Below are 14,885 nucleotides of genomic sequence, written 5' to 3'. Positions count from 1 at the left end.
AGAAGATGTATGTTCAAACTGTTTTAGGAAAGATACCTGCTGATCATTTAGGTGTTTGTGCTTGTCACGAACACCTTTATGTTGATTTGAGTCGAATAAAAAAAGATGAAGATACAAGATTACAAGATATAGAGGCTGTAATCGAGGATCTGCAACATTTTAAGAGGCTAGGTGGTCAATCTATAATTGAAGTAACGAATGATGGTATGGGCCGTGATGTTACCAAGCTGCAAGAAATGAGCAGAAGATTGGATCTGCATATCATAGCAAGCACGGGGTGTTACAAAGATCCGTTCGTTCCTGACGAAAAATTAACTTGGAACAGAGACCATTTGGCGTGTTGGATGATAAGTGAAATTGTTGAAGGAATTGAAAGTACAGGAATAAAACCAGGAGTTATTGGGGAGATCGGCAGCAGTTTGAACGAATTTAAGCCGATTGAGGTGGAGCTGTTTCATGGTGCAATCGAAGCAGCCAAGCAATCTGGACTGCCATTATCTACACATACCACTCTTGGCACATGTGCGTTAGAACAAGTAGAGTTGTTCCAAAGAGAAAATCTGCCCCTTAATCAAGTCATTATTGGTCATCAAGATTTAAATACATCAGATGAAATTGTTCTTGAAGTGCTGGCAAGTGGGGCGTTTGTTGCTCTGGATACCATCGGGAAAACGAATTATCGGAGTGATGAAGACCGATTACGGTCATTGCTAGCTTTTATTGGTAAAGGATTTGAAGATCAACTTCTTCTTTCAAGTGACTTAACCCGCAGATCGCATTTAACAGCTTTCGGTGGCCAAGGATACGATGTTGTGCTGCGTACATTTATTCCGACGCTGCGACAAGAGGGAGTTGCAGAAGATGTAATAAATAAACTGCTAGTCAAAAATCCGCAAAAAGCATTTAGTATACACAGCAGGGAAGGATGATTCACGTTGACACAAAAATATGCAGATTCCATACTTCCGAACCTAACAATAAAAGAAGCAACTGAATTGCAGTTTAAGTTGCTCGATAATGTAACGAAAGTGTTTAAGTATAATTCCTTTTTTGAAACTGGCGATGTAGGACTGCATCCTGAACATAATCGTCCGAAAACAACGGCTCTTGTGGAGCAAGTTTTATCTGCCACTTTTAACACAGAAGCCTGTGCATTAGTAAGAGGAAGCGGCACAGGAGCTATAAGAATTGCATTAAGTAAGGTTGTGCAGCCAGGTGATTCGGTTATTGTACATACTGCACCCATGTATACAACGACAAAAGATACCTTTCATTTAATGGGACTAAAACAAAACCCTGTAAATTTTAACGATGAACAACAGCTAAGAACTGTGCTAGAGGCTGATCGTAGTTCCAAAGTTTTTTATATTCAACATGCCAGGCAACAACCCACAGATACTTATTCCATAAAAGGTGTGATTCAAAAAGTAAAAACACTAAGGCCAGAACTGTGTGTGATCGTAGATGATAATTATTGTGCTATGAAGATGAAAGGAATCGGAGTTGAGTATGGAGCGGACGTTTCAACGTTTTCTGGGTTTAAACTGTTGGGACCTGAAGGAATAGGCATCATCCTCGGTTCAACTAGTCTTATTGAAAAAATACATCTACAGAACTATTCAGGTGGCGGACAGGTACAAGGTCATGAAGCTCATGAACTACTCCGCAGTATGGCATTTGCACCTGTGATGCTAGCCATTCAAAACGAGCAAGTCGAACTTTTATGTGACAGACTTAACAAAAACGAACTACCGTTTGTGAAGGAAGCATACATCACAAATTCACAGTCAAAAAACGTCATCCTTGAGTTAGAAATACCAATCGCACAAGAGGTTATTGCTAAGGCGTCTGCACATGGTGCTGCAACATATCCAGTAGGTGCAGAGTCTAAATATGAGTTGCTGCCAATGATTTACCGTGTGTCAGGAAGCTTTATTGAAAGTAATCCTGAATTAAAAAATTTTGGTATACGTATCAATCCAATGAAATCATCAGCTGATACAATCATCCGAATCTTAAAAGAAGTGTTTGCAGAGATAAGGGGGTGAGTACACCATGTTTTTACAGATGACCATCAAAAGAAACCCAGCATTAATACGAACAGCTACCAGATTGCATCAAGAGGGACTGATACCACCTAACACTTATGTAATCGATCTGGACAGCCTCTCTTCCAATGTACAGAGTTTAAAAAAGACGGCAAAAGAACACGACATATGCCTTTATTACATGACTAAGCAGATAGGCAGAAGCGGTTTTATCGGAAATTTTATAGAAAAAAACGGTATTGAAAAAGCAGTGGCTGTAGATATTGATGAGGCAAACAATCTGATTGATAATCGCTGTAAGATCGGAAATGTTGGTCATCTCGTTCAGCCTGGAAAACATCAATGGAAACGCGTACTTACTGAATTGCAGCCAGAAGTTATTACTCTCTTTTCCTTTGAAAGAGCAGTGCAGCTATCTCGTGAAGCTGCAAAACTCGGTAATAAACAAGATGTGATTTTACGTGTAGTTGGTGAAGACGATTTGATCTATCCGGGGCAATTTGGTGGTATTCCACTTTGTGATTTAGAATCCGTTGCAAAGGAAATACAAGCATTGCCGGGAATTCATATTACCGGTTTAACCAACTTTCCTATTATGCAGTTAAATACATCTCATTTGGAATATGAATTTACACCAAATCTACACACGCTTTTAAAAGGAAGAGAAATCTTTGATAACCTCGGGATTAAAGTAAAGCAATTAAACGCACCAAGTTCTACGAGCTGCCACACGATACCTTTATTAAGAAAGTATGGCATTACACATGGAGAACCTGGTCATGCCATAACTGGAACGACGCCACTTCATGCTTATGATGAAAAACAAAAAGAAGTCCCGTCTATGGTTTATGTATCAGAAGTTTCCCATATGGATGAAAATAATGGATACACGATAGCGGGAGGTTACTATTCCCGCTCCAATATGGAGAATGCCATTTACGGAAATAACGAAACCATTCTAGGTAAAAGTACACCAATTCAAAATATCTCTAATGAAAACATTGATTATTACGGTTGTCTAAAACGGCAGAAGGATATGCAAGTGGGAGATACGGCTATTTATGCGTTTCGTGCACAAATATTTGTGACTAGAGCCCATATTGCTTTTGTGGAAGGAGTAGATTCCCTGTCACCGAAGGTCGTTTATTTTCAGAGAAGAGGGATGTAAAGCATGGGAAAAATCTCACTACTTATACTGGATGGGTTTGGAATTGGAGCTATGGATGATTGTGCAGAAGTAAAGCCCGAAGACATGAATGCAAACACCTATAAGCATTTAAGAGCAGCGACCAAACTTCATATACCATTTTTATATGAGTTAGGTTTGTGCAGACTTGTTGATAACGAAGGGGAACCTAAAGCTGCATATGGGAAAAACAATCTTGCTCATCATGGTGCTGATACATACATGGGGCATCAAGAGCTGATGGGCAGCAAACCTGGCATTCCTCAAAATAGATTCATGAATGATGTAGGAGATCATATTAAAAAATGTCTGGAAGAAGAAGGTTGTCACGTTTCAGTTCCTATTGAAGGTGGAAGTATACTGCTTGTTAATGGCTGTATTGTCGTAGGCGATAATTTAGAGTCTTCGCCAGGTAATATTATTAACGTTGTTTGTGATCTCAATCAGATTACGTTTGAGGAAGCGAGCAAGATCGGTCGAGTGGTTAGAAGCTGTGTTGATACGAGCAGGGTGATTGTCTTTGGAAATAAAAAGTCAGATATAGTGGATATACTTTCAGCAGTGACTAAAAAGAACGGCAGTCAATGGGGAGTTGACAGTCCAAAAACGAACGTTTACGGAGAAGGCTATCATGTGCTGCACTTAGGTTATGGAGTAGACTTTCATAAGCAGTTCCCATATATTGCTGAAGCCAATCACGTCCCGGTGTATCGAATTGGAAAAACAGCGGACGTTATACAAGCTTCCGGTTTTAAGGATCCAGTCGTCGAAACGAAAGATGTCTTGAGAACATATAGACACCACTACAGAAAAGCTGAGGATAATGCGGTCTTTTTAGTGAATGTTCAAGAGACCGATCTTGCTGGACACAAACAAGATGTGAACTGGTATAAAGAAGTTTTGGAAGTGTCAGATCGATTCATCGGAGAGTTTATAAAAGAGATGAGTGACGAGGATGTTTTATTTATTACGGGAGATCACGGAAACGATCCAACCATCGGACACTCCAATCATACAAGAGAGCAAACACCGCTTCTTGTTATCGGAGAAAAGATTACTCCCGTTAATCTTGAAGTGAGAACTACAATGGCTGATATTGCAGCAACTATGGCAGAATTGGCAGGTGTACCTCAGCCAGAGTATGGTAAAAGCTTCTTAAAAGAAATAAAAAGAGCTTAGTAGATTCCTAAATAAAAATACAGGAGGATTTAAAGATGAGAAAAACGTTATCTGTTATGATGTTTATCACTCTTTGCTTTGTAACATTATTAGGAAATATGAATACTGCTCACGCACACACTAAAGCTACTAAACTTTCTTATGGAACACCAAAACGAGTTGGAATGGATGCGGAAAAGCTGTCAGAAGTAGATCAAGTTGTGGAAAAAGCCATAGCCGATGGAATAACCCCTGGTGCCACTCTTTTAATCGTGAAAGACGGGAAAATTGTAAAAGAGAGTGCCTATGGTTATGCATTAAAGTATGACATGGGTGAGTTGTTGGACAAGCCTAATCCGATGAAAAAAGACACAATGTTCGATTTAGCATCTGTTACCAAGGTAATGGGTACAACACAAGGCATTATGAAACTCGTAAGTGAAGGAAAACTCTCAGTTGATGACAAAGTGACCAAATATATACCTGAATTCGGAGCAAATGGAAAGGGCCATATAACGATTGCTGACCTCTTAACTCATACATCAGGACTTACACCTTGGTATCCTACTTATCTATTTGTTCAAACACCTGAAGGAGTCCTAAATTATATTAACCAGCTGCCGTTAGCTTATGAAACAGGTACAGACAGAAGATATAGTGATTTTAGCTTTATGACATTAGGGTTTATTATTGAAGAGATAACAAATAAAAAGCTGGATGTGTATCTCGAATCTGAAATCTATCAGCCTCTTAAAATGAAGCATACGATGTTTACACCTGATCATGTAAACAAGAAAAAAATAGCCGCTACTTCCTGGGGTAATCCTTATGAATACAAAATGATTGATGATCCAGATTTCGGTTATGATGTGGAAGAAAGTCCGGATTTATTTAAAGGATGGAGAGACTACACGCTGATAGGTGAAGTTAACGATGGTAACAGCTTTTATGGCAATGGTGGCGTTGCAGGACATGCCGGTCTATTTTCAACAGCAAAAGATCTTGCCAAGTTAGGACAGCTCATGCTGAATGGCGGTTCGTACGGCAAAACAAAGCTTTATGATGAAGAAGTAATTAATGAATTCACTTCGGATCAAGCGTTTGGTCAAGGTTATGGGTGGGAAAGACAGAAGAACTGGTACATGGGTGACTTATATTCTGACAATGCATTTGGACATACCGGGTTTACTGGAACACAAGTAATTTTCGATCCTAAATACAACCTGCAAATTATTCTTTTAACTAATAAACAAAATAACGGCCCTAAAGCAAATGGTTCTTATCATAGTACGGGTCCACTGTCTAAAGAGATTGCGAACATTGTTTACGCATCTATTAATGAATAAAAATAAGAGCTGCCATATTCGGCAGCTCTTATATCATTTATACCTATTAAATATTGCCTCAGTAACTGATTGTACATCTTCATTTCTTCTCTTCGCCTCAGCATACCTCTCATAATCCTCAGCTGAAACTTCTAACAAGAAGGTTTTCGGAAAAATATAAGGTTTTCCTTTATCTTGTTCGTCTAGATTGTTTAACACTTCCAGCTCGTCTTCGTTCTCCTTGTTGCGCTCAGGATCATATACAAACATTTTTCCATACTCTTCTTCTACACTTTTGTTCACATTGATAAAATACTTCATGCACAAAACACTCCTGTTTTTTTGATTATGTCAATGTTATTCCCTAGACACGTTGTCATCAGACATATAAAGACACAAAAAGGGAAGATAACTTATAAAAATTGTACAAGCATGACTCGTCATATTTCGAACTTTGTCCCGATAAGATGTAGAGAGAGCCTGACAAGTGCAGGCTTATTAAGCGGAAAGGGAGTTGGAAGTAATGAAAACTGCAGGTACTTGGTCTCATTCATTAAAATTTCTTTTGTTCAGTGCAGTTGGTATTTTCATGTTCTTCATTCCGATCACAGTGAAAGGAAAATCGTCGATCCCACTCGATCACCTTGTAACGTGGGTAAGAGATACGGCGGGTGAAGCAGTGCCGCTTTATGCATTGCTCGTCATATTGCTCGGTGCTGTTTATCCGTTCTACACAAAAACGTGGAACAAAGACCGAGTCACGACCACCTTCTCATTGCTAAAAGTTGTAGGTCTCGTAGCAGCTGTTCTGCTTTACTTTGAATGGGGTCCGAGCTGGTTAAGCGATCCGAACATGGGACCGTTCCTATTTGAGAAACTCGTGATTCCTGTTGGATTGCTCGTTCCAATCGGAGCCGTTTTCCTAGCGTTTATTGTAGGATATGGTCTGATGGAGTTTATCGGAGTGCTTGTGCAAAAAATCATGAGACCCATCTGGAAAACGCCGGGCAGATCAGCAGTCGATGCCGTCGCTTCTTTCGTCGGCAGCTATTCGATCGGTCTGCTTATCACGAACCGCGTGTTTAAAGAAGGAAAGTATACGGTAAAAGAAGCAGCAATCATTGCAACAGGGTTCTCTACCGTTTCTGCAACGTTCATGATCATTGTGGCAAAAACGTTAGGGCTGATGGAAATGTGGAACACCTACTTCTGGACGACGCTTGTGGTCACTTTCTTAGTAACGGCTATCACAGTGAGGATTCGTCCGTTGAGCAGGATGGATGATACGTATTCAGGTGGGAAAGGTCAGCCTGAAGAAGAGGTGAATGAGAAATACCTGCAAACGGCTTGGAGAAACGCGATGGATTCCTCTCAGAATGCTCCTGCATTCTTAACTAATATCTGGTCGAATTTAAAAGACGGTTTCCTGATGGCGATGAGTATATTGCCTTCCATTATGAGTGTCGGTTTAATCGCCCTTTTGTTGGCAGAATACACGCCTGTTTTTGACTGGTTGGGCTACGTTTTCTATCCGATCACATGGGCGCTGCAGCTTCCCGATGCCATGCTTGCTGCAAAAGCGGCTTCCATCGGTGTTGCTGAAATGTTCCTGCCTGCACTTTTAGTAGCGGAAGCGGCACTTGTCACGAAATTCGTAATCGGCGTCGTATCCGTAGCTTCCATTCTATTTTTATCCGCAAGTATCCCGTGTGTACTCTCGACAGACATCCCAATCAGTGTTCCAAAACTACTAATTATCTGGTTCCAACGCACGATTTTGGCATTGATTATAGCGACTCCGCTAGCTTATTTATTCCTATAAATACTTTTACTGGTTGTTATGAAAGCCCTTTATCGATAGAATAGTAGTATATAAAACTAAATAGTATTTCACCACTAGGGGTGCCTTTGTTAAGGCTGAGATTAAAGTGAACTTTAAGACCCTTGGAACCTGATTTGGTTAGAACCAGCGTAGGGAAGTGGTGTGTGGATCAGATACTTCTCTATAAATACTAAAAACTGTGAAACCACCTCTTTGCTGCATAAGGAGGTGGTTTTTTATTGTGGAAAAACAGCTTCATGTGATTACTACGGGAAGGCAAAGTGTTGAAGAGTTGGTAAAAATAGCTGCTATCATTCATCCGTATATGACGATGCTGCATGTACGGGAAAAAACAAAATCTGCCAAAGAAGTCAGTCATCTTATTGAACGTCTTCAGAAAGCAGGAGTGCCTTCCTCTAAAATCATCGTAAATGATCGAGTGGATATAGCACTTTGCACAGGCGTAAAAGGTGTTCAGGTGGCACATCACAGTTTAGATGTGTCACAAGTGCGAAGAGCTCTGCCAGAAATGAAGATTGGCTGCTCTGTCCATTCTGTTTCAGAAGCACAGTATGCTGAACAAAACGGCGCCGACTTCATCATGTATGGTCATATTTTTAAGACATCTTCCAAACGTGATGCAGAGCCAAGAGGGTTAGATCAGCTTCAACGTGTAGTGGATCAAACTACACTTCCGGTCATCGCGATCGGAGGCATCACACCAGAAAACGTACGGAATGTCATTGAAACGGGTGCATCTGGAATCGCCGTCATGTCAGGTATTTTAGAAGCAAAATCATCACTGCAAGCTGTAAGACTGTACAAACAACAACTGGAGGTGTGGGATGCGCACAACGTATGATGCCATCATTATTGGAGGCGGCGTGATCGGCTGTTTCATCGCCTATGAGCTTTCTAAACAAAACAAACGTGTGCTGCTTATTGAAAAAGAAACCATAGGAAGCAAGGCGTCAAGTGCTGCAGCCGGCATGCTCGGTGCAGAGATGGAGTTTGAGACCGATCATCCACTCTATGTGCTCGCAAAAGAAAGTCGGGATTCCTTCAGCTCTTTATCACAGGAGCTTTTCGATGTTTGTGGGATAGACATCGAATTAATCCAGGAGGGAATCTATGAACTCGCGTTTACAGAGGAAGAAGAGGTTGGTTTAAAAAGAGCAGCGGCCAAGCGTCAAGATCAAGGTGAAGCCGTTTTCTGGCTCCCGGCACACGACCTGCTTAGGAAAGAACCTGCGTTGTCGCCACTTGTAAAGGGAGCTCTCTATTTTGAAAAAGATGCTCAAGTGTCACCTGTTAAGCTTACTCGTGCCCTATATCATTCCGCTGAAATTCTCGGTGCCGAGATAAAAGAGCACACCGAAGTGGCTCAGCTTCTTCAAACTGGCAACAAGGTGACAGGTGTTGTAACAAAGAAGGAAACGTTTCATGCTGATTCCGTCATAGTAGCTTGTGGGGTGTGGAGCTCTGATCTAGAGCATTCACTACAAATGGTGCCGGTAAAAGGGGAATGTCTTTCTTTTAAAACAAAGCGTCCACTACTCACAGGTACGGTAAAATACAAAAACTGTTACCTCGTTCCAAAGCGTGAAAATCGAATTTTTGTTGGCGCGACAAGTACACCGCACGTCTTTGATGAAGAAGTTACATTTTCAGGTCTCTTTGAATTGATGGAGAAGGCGAAACAGATCATTCCTGAACTAAGTAGGGCTAGTTTTGAAAAAGCATGGGGAGGTATCCGTCCCCAAACAGAATCAGGAGTTCCTTATATCGGTCCGTCTCCACATAAAGAGGGACTCATTCTTGCGACAGGACATTACCGAAACGGCATTCTGCTTTCCGCCATAACTGGAAAAAGGATTGCCGATTATATGGAAAGCGAGGTATATCATTCGTGAAACTTATGATAAATGGAGAAGAGGTCATGGTGCCTAATACTTTGGAGTCGATTACTGATCTGCTGAAGCACCTTAATTTACATGACCAAGTTGTGATTGCAGAAGTGAACGAAGATATTATTGATAATCAGAAACAAAGAGAAACGCAAATAAAAGAAAACGATAAGATCGAACTTGTTCGATTCGTTGGCGGAGGTTGATTGTATGTTAAACATTGGACACTATTCCTTTTCATCAAGATTACTTTTAGGTACAGGCAAATACCCGGACTTCAAAACACAAAAAGAAGCGGTAGAGGCATCTGGTTCTGAGATTTTGACGTTTGCAGTTCGTAGGATGAACATCTTTGAAGCGAGTCAGCCCAACTTTTTAGAGATGCTTGATCTGAAAAAATACACGTTGTTACCGAACACAGCAGGTGCGAAAACGGCGGCAGAAGCGGTTCGGATCGCAAAACTGGCGAAAGCATCGGGATTATGTGATATGGTAAAAGTAGAAGTCATCGGATGCGACAAAACGCTGCTGCCGGATCCCGTGGAAACGTTAAAAGCAACAGAAGAGCTATTAAAAGAAGGATTCATCGTACTTCCTTATACGTCAGATGATGTGGTCCTCGCTAGACGATTAGAAGAGCTGGGTTCTCATGCGATCATGCCAGCCGCTTCTCCGATCGGTTCCGGGCAAGGAATCATCAACCCCCTTTATTTAAAATTCATCATACAGCAAACGAAGGTCCCTGTTATTGTTGATGCAGGTATCGGCAGTGCGAGTGATGCGATGATCGCGATGGAGCTTGGAGCCGACGGTGTGCTGTTGAACACAGCGGTAGCGGGTGCGAAGGATCCTGTTAAGATGGCCTTTGCGATGAAAATGGCTATAGAAGCCGGAAAGCTAGGGTATGAAGCAGGAAGAATTCCGAGAAAAGAAACGGCAACAGCGAGCAGTCCTTTAGAAGGGTTGAGTGTGAAGTGAATGGACGTTATTCAAGACAGGAATTATTTAGCCCAATTGGTATAGATGGGCAAGCAAAAATACGGACAAAAAGCGTGCTGATCGTTGGTGCAGGCGCGCTTGGTGCAGGAAACGCTGAAGCTCTTACACGTGCAGGCGTGAAACGAATCGTTCTCGTTGATCGCGATTACGTGGATTGGACGAACCTTCAACGTCAGCAGCTCTATTCTGAAGAAGATGCGAAGAAACAGCTGCCAAAAGTAGTCGCTGCAAAGAATAGATTGAACCAGATTAATTCTGAAGTGGAAATTCAAGCACATGTGATGGATATGGGGATCGAGGAAGCAGAAGAATTAGTCTCTGACATCGATCTGATCATGGATGCGACCGATAATTTTGAGACGCGTTTGTTGATTAACGACCTGGCTCAGAAATATGAGATACCATGGATTTATGGGGCATGTGTTGGAAGCTATGGCATCTCTTACACGATTTTACCTGGAGAGGGACCGTGTTTGAACTGTTTGCTCGATAAGATTCCAGCGAACGGCCAAACATGCGATACGGCAGGAATTATCTCTCCAGCTGTTCAGATGGTCACCGCTTATCAAACATCGGAAGCGTTAAAGATCTTAGTTGAAGACTATGCATCCATTCGGAAGAAGATCGTAACATTTGATACGTGGACCAATCAGCACGTTCAATTAGGGATGGGAAAAGCGAAGAAGATAGATTGTCCATCTTGCGGAGCTAACCCAACGTATCCTTATTTAGAAAAAGGCGCTGCGTTAAAAACAGCTGTTCTTTGCGGGCGGGATACCGTTCAGATCCGTCCCGCTCATACGACCGAGATTGATTTGGGAGAGATGGAAAAGAGATTACTGCCTCATGGTAAGGTTCGCTGTAATCCATACCTACTAGAGCTTCAGAGTGGAAGTCACCGCCTCGTTCTTTTTAAAGACGGACGCGCACTTGTTCATGGAACGAAGAATACGACAGAAGCAAAATCTTTGTATCATAGATTTATAGGGTGAAAACTCTGTATAATGAAGTATAGGAGGTGATTTGATTTATGGAGTTTTTTGATCTGATCTATCAAACGGACGCATTAGTTTTATCCATTAGTATCGCTCTAACGTTCATTATCGCTAAGCAGCTTTCGTTCGTTAATCAATCTCTTGTTCATAGATCAAATCACCATGTGAAACAGGACAGCCTAAGTGCCGAGATGAGGATGACCCATTCTCACCTCGTGCAAAACTATTGTTTCATTCGAGACGAGATCGCACGGACGATGTTTAGAAAAGAAACGCCTGATGATAAAGAAGGACACGTTTACTCCTTGTTTGCTTAGATTTTTTTAAAAAACAAGGAGGAACAAAGATTGAAGAAATATGTATCTATTCTTTCATTACCTGCTATTTTTCTATTAACCGGCTGCAATAACGCACCGATTACAGCTGAAAGTCCGGGTGTGTGGAACCATTTTTTCATCTACCCGTTTTCAAAGCTCATCCAATATGTGGCGTATCTGTTTAACGATAGCTATGGCATTGCGATCATCATCTTAACCGTTGTAATACGATTTCTGATCATGCCGTTAACATTGAAACAAACGAAAAATCAGGAAAAGATGAAGAAGATTCAGCCGGAGATCCAACAGCTTCGTGAAAAGCACACAGGCAAAGATCGAGAGTCTCAACTGCAATTACAAAACGAATTAATGGCTGTTTATAAAAAACATGAAGTCAACCCGCTATCAATGGGGTGTTTGCCCCTTTTGATCCAGATGCCGATTCTGTTTGCGTTTTATTATGCAATCATCAAAACGAAAGAAATCGCTCTGCACAACTTTCTTTGGTTTAACCTAGGAACAGCAGATCCTCTGCATCTGCTCCCGGTGTTAGCGGCGTTAACCACTTTCATCCAATATAAAATGAGTACAACTGAGCTTGCTGCTTCAAATCCGCAAATAAAAATGATGGGTTACGTGATGCCGATCATCATCTTGTTTTCTGCATGGAAGCTGGCAGCCGTTCTGCCTCTTTATTGGATAGTAGGGAATGTGTTCTTAACGATTCAAAATGTGGTGCTGCAAAAACGAAAGAAGAAAACAGCATCAACTAGTGTGTAACAAGAAAACGACCAGATTCTATGAATCTCTGGTCGTTTTTTATATTCGTATGATGCTCATTTATGCCGCATGTTTTTTGCGCAATCTTTTGTTCCGGATCTCTTCAACAGCACCAGAGCCTAAGAGAACACCGGTGATAATGAGCAGGAATCCGAAGATGTGCTGAAACAAGATCTGTTCACCTAAAAAGAGGTAGGCACCAACAAGAGCGAAAAATGGATTTAAATTAATAAAGATTGAAGCTTCAGATGCTCCAATTTTACCGATCGCCTCATTATAAAGCATATGACCGACCGCTGTAGCGATACAAGCTGAAGCAAAATAGATCAGCCATAGCGAAACGGTCGAATTCTCAACAACACCTGCAAATCCTTGTGGCTCTTCGATCAATCCGATCACGATCAGGAACAGGGAACCAATCACCATCATATAGCCAGTCATGAGTCGCGGATCTAACGTGTGCGCCACGCGCTTGATGAGGATAAAGCTTACAGCTTGCGTGATTACAGATAATAAAATGTATCCGTCACCGAACGAGATCCCTGCTACCTGACTGTTTCCTTCTAAAACGATGAACGCAACGCCTGAGAACCCAAGAAGAAGTCCGATCGATTTTAAGAGCGTAAGAGGCGTTCCTAAAAACGAGATAGCAAGAATGGTCGTGAGAAGCGGCGACATTCCCATGATCAATCCGCCGTTTGTGGCTGTTGTTTCGGTTAGACCGATCGAAAGGAAATAGTGATGCGCGACAACGTTAAAGATCGATGCCAGAAAGACATACCAAAACTCCTTTTTCGTCAGCCACCGCACTTTTTTTATTATAGAGAGAAGCAGAAATACGGTTAATCCCGCCGTTAGAACACGTATTCCAGTGATAGTAACAGGCAAAAAGTTCGTAACAAGAATTTTCGTCGCTGTTACGTTTAAGCCCCACACCACCATCACTAGGAATAAAATCACATACGTCCGATACGCTTTCATTATGTCATCTTCTTTCTTCTGCTTTTTACTTCATAAAGTAAAGTATTTCAATGATTTTAATTTCCATTGTACAGCATTCAAAGTGGATTTCCAGGAAAAAAGCTTACAAATTTTAGATTGAGGCGAAATGACCATATCTACTATAAAAGGTAGTCTGCTATAGTGGGAGAAAATGATTTTTGAAGCTTGTTGATTAGGAGGACTCTGGCAGGGGATGTTTTATGGTCACCGTTTGTCGAATGGCCTTTATTTTTGATTTTTGACTTAATTGGTCGCTGATTAGACTTAATACGTGGCTGATTAGACTTAATCTACTCTCAAAATGACCTTATTGAAGCTCAAAACGACTTAATTCCAAAAAAAGAGGTGAATCACACCGTGCAAAAAGTTAACCCGTATGTACTTTTAGTGGTCGCAAACTTAATCTGGGGCGGAAATTTTGTGATCGGACGTGCCATAACGAGCAGTTTGCCGCCTGTTACACTCTCTTTTATGCGATGGTGCACGGCATTTCTCATTTTTCTTCCGTTTGCCGTACCCTTTTTACAAAAAGAATGGCAGATGCTAAAAAAACACTGGCAAGTCGTCCTTATCTTATCGATCACTGGAATCACGGGCTTTAATACGCTTCTGTACATCGCTCTGCATTATACGACTTCCATTAATGCATCCATCGTTAACACATCAACGCCGATTCTGCTTTTCCTATTGTCGTTTCTTTTTCTAAAAGAGAAGCTTAACACGAAACAGATTGCAGGAGCCCTGCTTTCTCTCATTGGCCTGCTGTTTATTATCTCAAAAGGCTCACTCACCGTTTTACTGCAGCTGTCGTTTAATAAAGGTGACTTAATCGTGATCGGAGCTGTGATCTGCTGGAGCATCTATTCGCTTCTTATTCGAAGATATGCGGGAATTCTCCCTACATACAGCACGTTCATTGTAACGGCGTTTCTTGGCATCATCATCTTGCTGCCATTTTCCATACACGAGATGCAAACGAAAGAAATTGTATGGTCATTTGGCACTATCGCAACCATTCTTTACACGGGGATCTTTGCATCAATCGTCGCATTCATGTCCTGGAATACGGCGGTTGAGCGGGTGGGACCGAGTAAAGCTGGAGTCTTTTTGAACCTGATCCCTGTGTTTGCTGCAATCTTTGCCGTTCTTTTTATCGACGAATCGCTCGCATGGTATCAAGGAGCTGGAGGTTTGCTCGTTATACTGGGTGTTTTCATCTCTACACGCGTTACAAAAAGAGAAAAGCATGTACCAAAAGCAAGCAGAAGTGTTAAAGTAATAAGTAAATAATTTACAAAATTTACGAAACTTTTCTTTATTCTCAGTCGTATTACAGTGTGAAAAGA

The 14,885-nt window shown here is 41.4% G+C and carries 16 protein-coding genes and 1 riboswitch; of the genes, 14 read left to right on the top strand and 2 right to left on the bottom strand.

All coding sequences use genetic code 11. The features are described from left to right. Positions 1–5 precede the first annotated feature (5 nt). Genes ACNJYY_RS20330 through ACNJYY_RS20310 form a run of 5 tightly spaced genes read left to right on the top strand, consistent with a single transcriptional unit; the run spans position 6 to position 5,738 of the window. A complete protein-coding gene (locus ACNJYY_RS20330; protein WP_416729910.1) occupies positions 6–929 on the top strand; it encodes a phosphotriesterase family protein in 924 nt (307 codons plus the stop codon). A 6-nt stretch (positions 930–935) separates the two neighbouring features. Beyond that, a complete protein-coding gene (locus ACNJYY_RS20325) occupies positions 936–2,048 on the top strand; it encodes an aminotransferase class V-fold PLP-dependent enzyme (protein ID WP_416729909.1) in 1,113 nt (370 codons plus the stop codon). A 7-nt stretch (positions 2,049–2,055) separates the two neighbouring features. After that, positions 2,056–3,216 (top strand): YhfX family PLP-dependent enzyme, encoded by a 1,161-nt coding sequence (locus ACNJYY_RS20320; protein WP_416729908.1) that lies wholly within the window; start codon positions 2,056–2,058, stop codon positions 3,214–3,216. A gap of 3 nt (positions 3,217–3,219) precedes the next feature. Beyond that, a complete protein-coding gene (locus ACNJYY_RS20315) occupies positions 3,220–4,413 on the top strand; it encodes a phosphopentomutase (protein WP_416729907.1) in 1,194 nt (397 codons plus the stop codon). Positions 4,414–4,448: 35 nt separating this feature from the next. Further along, positions 4,449–5,738, top strand: a complete 1,290-nt coding sequence (locus ACNJYY_RS20310) for a serine hydrolase (protein WP_416729906.1) — start codon at positions 4,449–4,451, stop codon at positions 5,736–5,738. A 33-nt stretch (positions 5,739–5,771) separates the two neighbouring features. On the opposite strand, the gene ACNJYY_RS20305 is transcribed toward ACNJYY_RS20310, so the two are convergent. Beyond that, a complete protein-coding gene (locus ACNJYY_RS20305) occupies positions 5,772–6,038 on the bottom strand; it encodes a hypothetical protein (RefSeq protein ID WP_416729905.1) in 267 nt (88 codons plus the stop codon). A 202-nt stretch (positions 6,039–6,240) separates the two neighbouring features. Here ACNJYY_RS20305 and ACNJYY_RS20300 point away from each other — a divergent pair, with 202 nt between their 5' ends. From ACNJYY_RS20300 to yidC, 8 genes are all read left to right on the top strand, one after another. Further along, positions 6,241–7,539: a YjiH family protein gene (locus tag ACNJYY_RS20300; protein ID WP_416729904.1), complete on the top strand. Its 1,299-nt coding sequence runs from the start codon at positions 6,241–6,243 to the stop codon at positions 7,537–7,539. 66 nt (positions 7,540–7,605) lie between these two features. Then, a riboswitch (TPP riboswitch) is annotated at positions 7,606–7,712 on the top strand. A gap of 68 nt (positions 7,713–7,780) precedes the next feature. Then, positions 7,781–8,401, top strand: coding sequence for a thiazole tautomerase TenI (tenI, locus tag ACNJYY_RS20295; RefSeq protein ID WP_416729903.1), 621 nt, complete (start codon positions 7,781–7,783; stop codon positions 8,399–8,401). Further along, on the top strand, positions 8,385–9,452 hold the full coding sequence (gene thiO, locus ACNJYY_RS20290; RefSeq protein ID WP_416729902.1) for a glycine oxidase ThiO: 1,068 nt from the start codon (positions 8,385–8,387) through the stop codon (positions 9,450–9,452). The genes tenI and thiO overlap by 17 nt, the downstream gene beginning before the upstream one ends. Positions 9,453–9,457: 5 nt before the next feature. Further along, a complete protein-coding gene (gene thiS / locus ACNJYY_RS20285) occupies positions 9,458–9,652 on the top strand; it encodes a sulfur carrier protein ThiS (RefSeq protein ID WP_416731919.1) in 195 nt (64 codons plus the stop codon). A gap of 4 nt (positions 9,653–9,656) precedes the next feature. Continuing rightward, positions 9,657–10,424, top strand: coding sequence for a thiazole synthase (locus tag ACNJYY_RS20280; protein ID WP_416729901.1), 768 nt, complete (start codon positions 9,657–9,659; stop codon positions 10,422–10,424). Then, complete coding sequence (locus tag ACNJYY_RS20275; RefSeq protein WP_416729900.1) at positions 10,421–11,437, top strand: MoeB/ThiF family adenylyltransferase; 1,017 nt, start codon at positions 10,421–10,423, stop codon at positions 11,435–11,437. Before ACNJYY_RS20280 ends, ACNJYY_RS20275 begins: the two co-directional genes overlap by 4 nt. 38 nt (positions 11,438–11,475) lie before the next feature. Next, positions 11,476–11,757: a hypothetical protein gene (locus ACNJYY_RS20270; RefSeq protein WP_416729899.1), complete on the top strand. Its 282-nt coding sequence runs from the start codon at positions 11,476–11,478 to the stop codon at positions 11,755–11,757. A gap of 30 nt (positions 11,758–11,787) precedes the next feature. Next, a complete protein-coding gene (yidC, locus tag ACNJYY_RS20265) occupies positions 11,788–12,537 on the top strand; it encodes a membrane protein insertase YidC (RefSeq protein WP_416729898.1) in 750 nt (249 codons plus the stop codon). A 60-nt stretch (positions 12,538–12,597) separates the two neighbouring features. Here the strand turns inward: yidC and ACNJYY_RS20260 are convergent, their stop codons facing one another. After that, on the bottom strand, positions 12,598–13,518 hold the full coding sequence (locus ACNJYY_RS20260) for a DMT family transporter (RefSeq protein WP_416729897.1): 921 nt from the start codon (positions 13,516–13,518) through the stop codon (positions 12,598–12,600). 378 nt (positions 13,519–13,896) lie between these two features. Between ACNJYY_RS20260 and ACNJYY_RS20255 the strand changes: the two genes are divergently transcribed. Continuing rightward, positions 13,897–14,829, top strand: coding sequence for a DMT family transporter (locus tag ACNJYY_RS20255; protein WP_416729896.1), 933 nt, complete (start codon positions 13,897–13,899; stop codon positions 14,827–14,829). Positions 14,830–14,885: the final 56 nt, after the last annotated feature.

The organism is Fictibacillus tiangongensis, assembly GCF_048083785.1.
Classification (GTDB): domain Bacteria; phylum Bacillota; class Bacilli; order Bacillales; family Fictibacillaceae; genus Fictibacillus.
This window is presented reverse-complemented; position numbering and strand designations above follow the sequence as displayed.

What these genes read in the sequence shown, in the direction of transcription:
- ACNJYY_RS20310 (WP_416729906.1), top strand. Translation starts at nt 4,449, where the DNA reads ATGAGAAAAACGTTATCTGTTATGATGTTTATCACTCTTTGCTTTGTA.
- ACNJYY_RS20280 (WP_416729901.1), top strand. Translation starts at nt 9,657, where the DNA reads ATGTTAAACATTGGACACTATTCCTTTTCATCAAGATTACTTTTAGGT.
- ACNJYY_RS20315 (WP_416729907.1), top strand. Translation starts at nt 3,220, where the DNA reads ATGGGAAAAATCTCACTACTTATACTGGATGGGTTTGGAATTGGAGCT.
- thiS (WP_416731919.1), top strand. Translation starts at nt 9,458, where the DNA reads ATGATAAATGGAGAAGAGGTCATGGTGCCTAATACTTTGGAGTCGATT.
- ACNJYY_RS20320 (WP_416729908.1), top strand. Translation starts at nt 2,056, where the DNA reads ATGTTTTTACAGATGACCATCAAAAGAAACCCAGCATTAATACGAACA.
- thiO (WP_416729902.1), top strand. Translation starts at nt 8,385, where the DNA reads ATGCGCACAACGTATGATGCCATCATTATTGGAGGCGGCGTGATCGGC.
- ACNJYY_RS20305 (WP_416729905.1), bottom strand. Translation starts at nt 6,038, where the DNA reads ATGAAGTATTTTATCAATGTGAACAAAAGTGTAGAAGAAGAGTATGGA.
- ACNJYY_RS20260 (WP_416729897.1), bottom strand. Translation starts at nt 13,518, where the DNA reads ATGAAAGCGTATCGGACGTATGTGATTTTATTCCTAGTGATGGTGGTG.
- ACNJYY_RS20270 (WP_416729899.1), top strand. Translation starts at nt 11,476, where the DNA reads ATGGAGTTTTTTGATCTGATCTATCAAACGGACGCATTAGTTTTATCC.
- ACNJYY_RS20330 (WP_416729910.1), top strand. Translation starts at nt 6, where the DNA reads ATGTATGTTCAAACTGTTTTAGGAAAGATACCTGCTGATCATTTAGGT.
- ACNJYY_RS20300 (WP_416729904.1), top strand. Translation starts at nt 6,241, where the DNA reads ATGAAAACTGCAGGTACTTGGTCTCATTCATTAAAATTTCTTTTGTTC.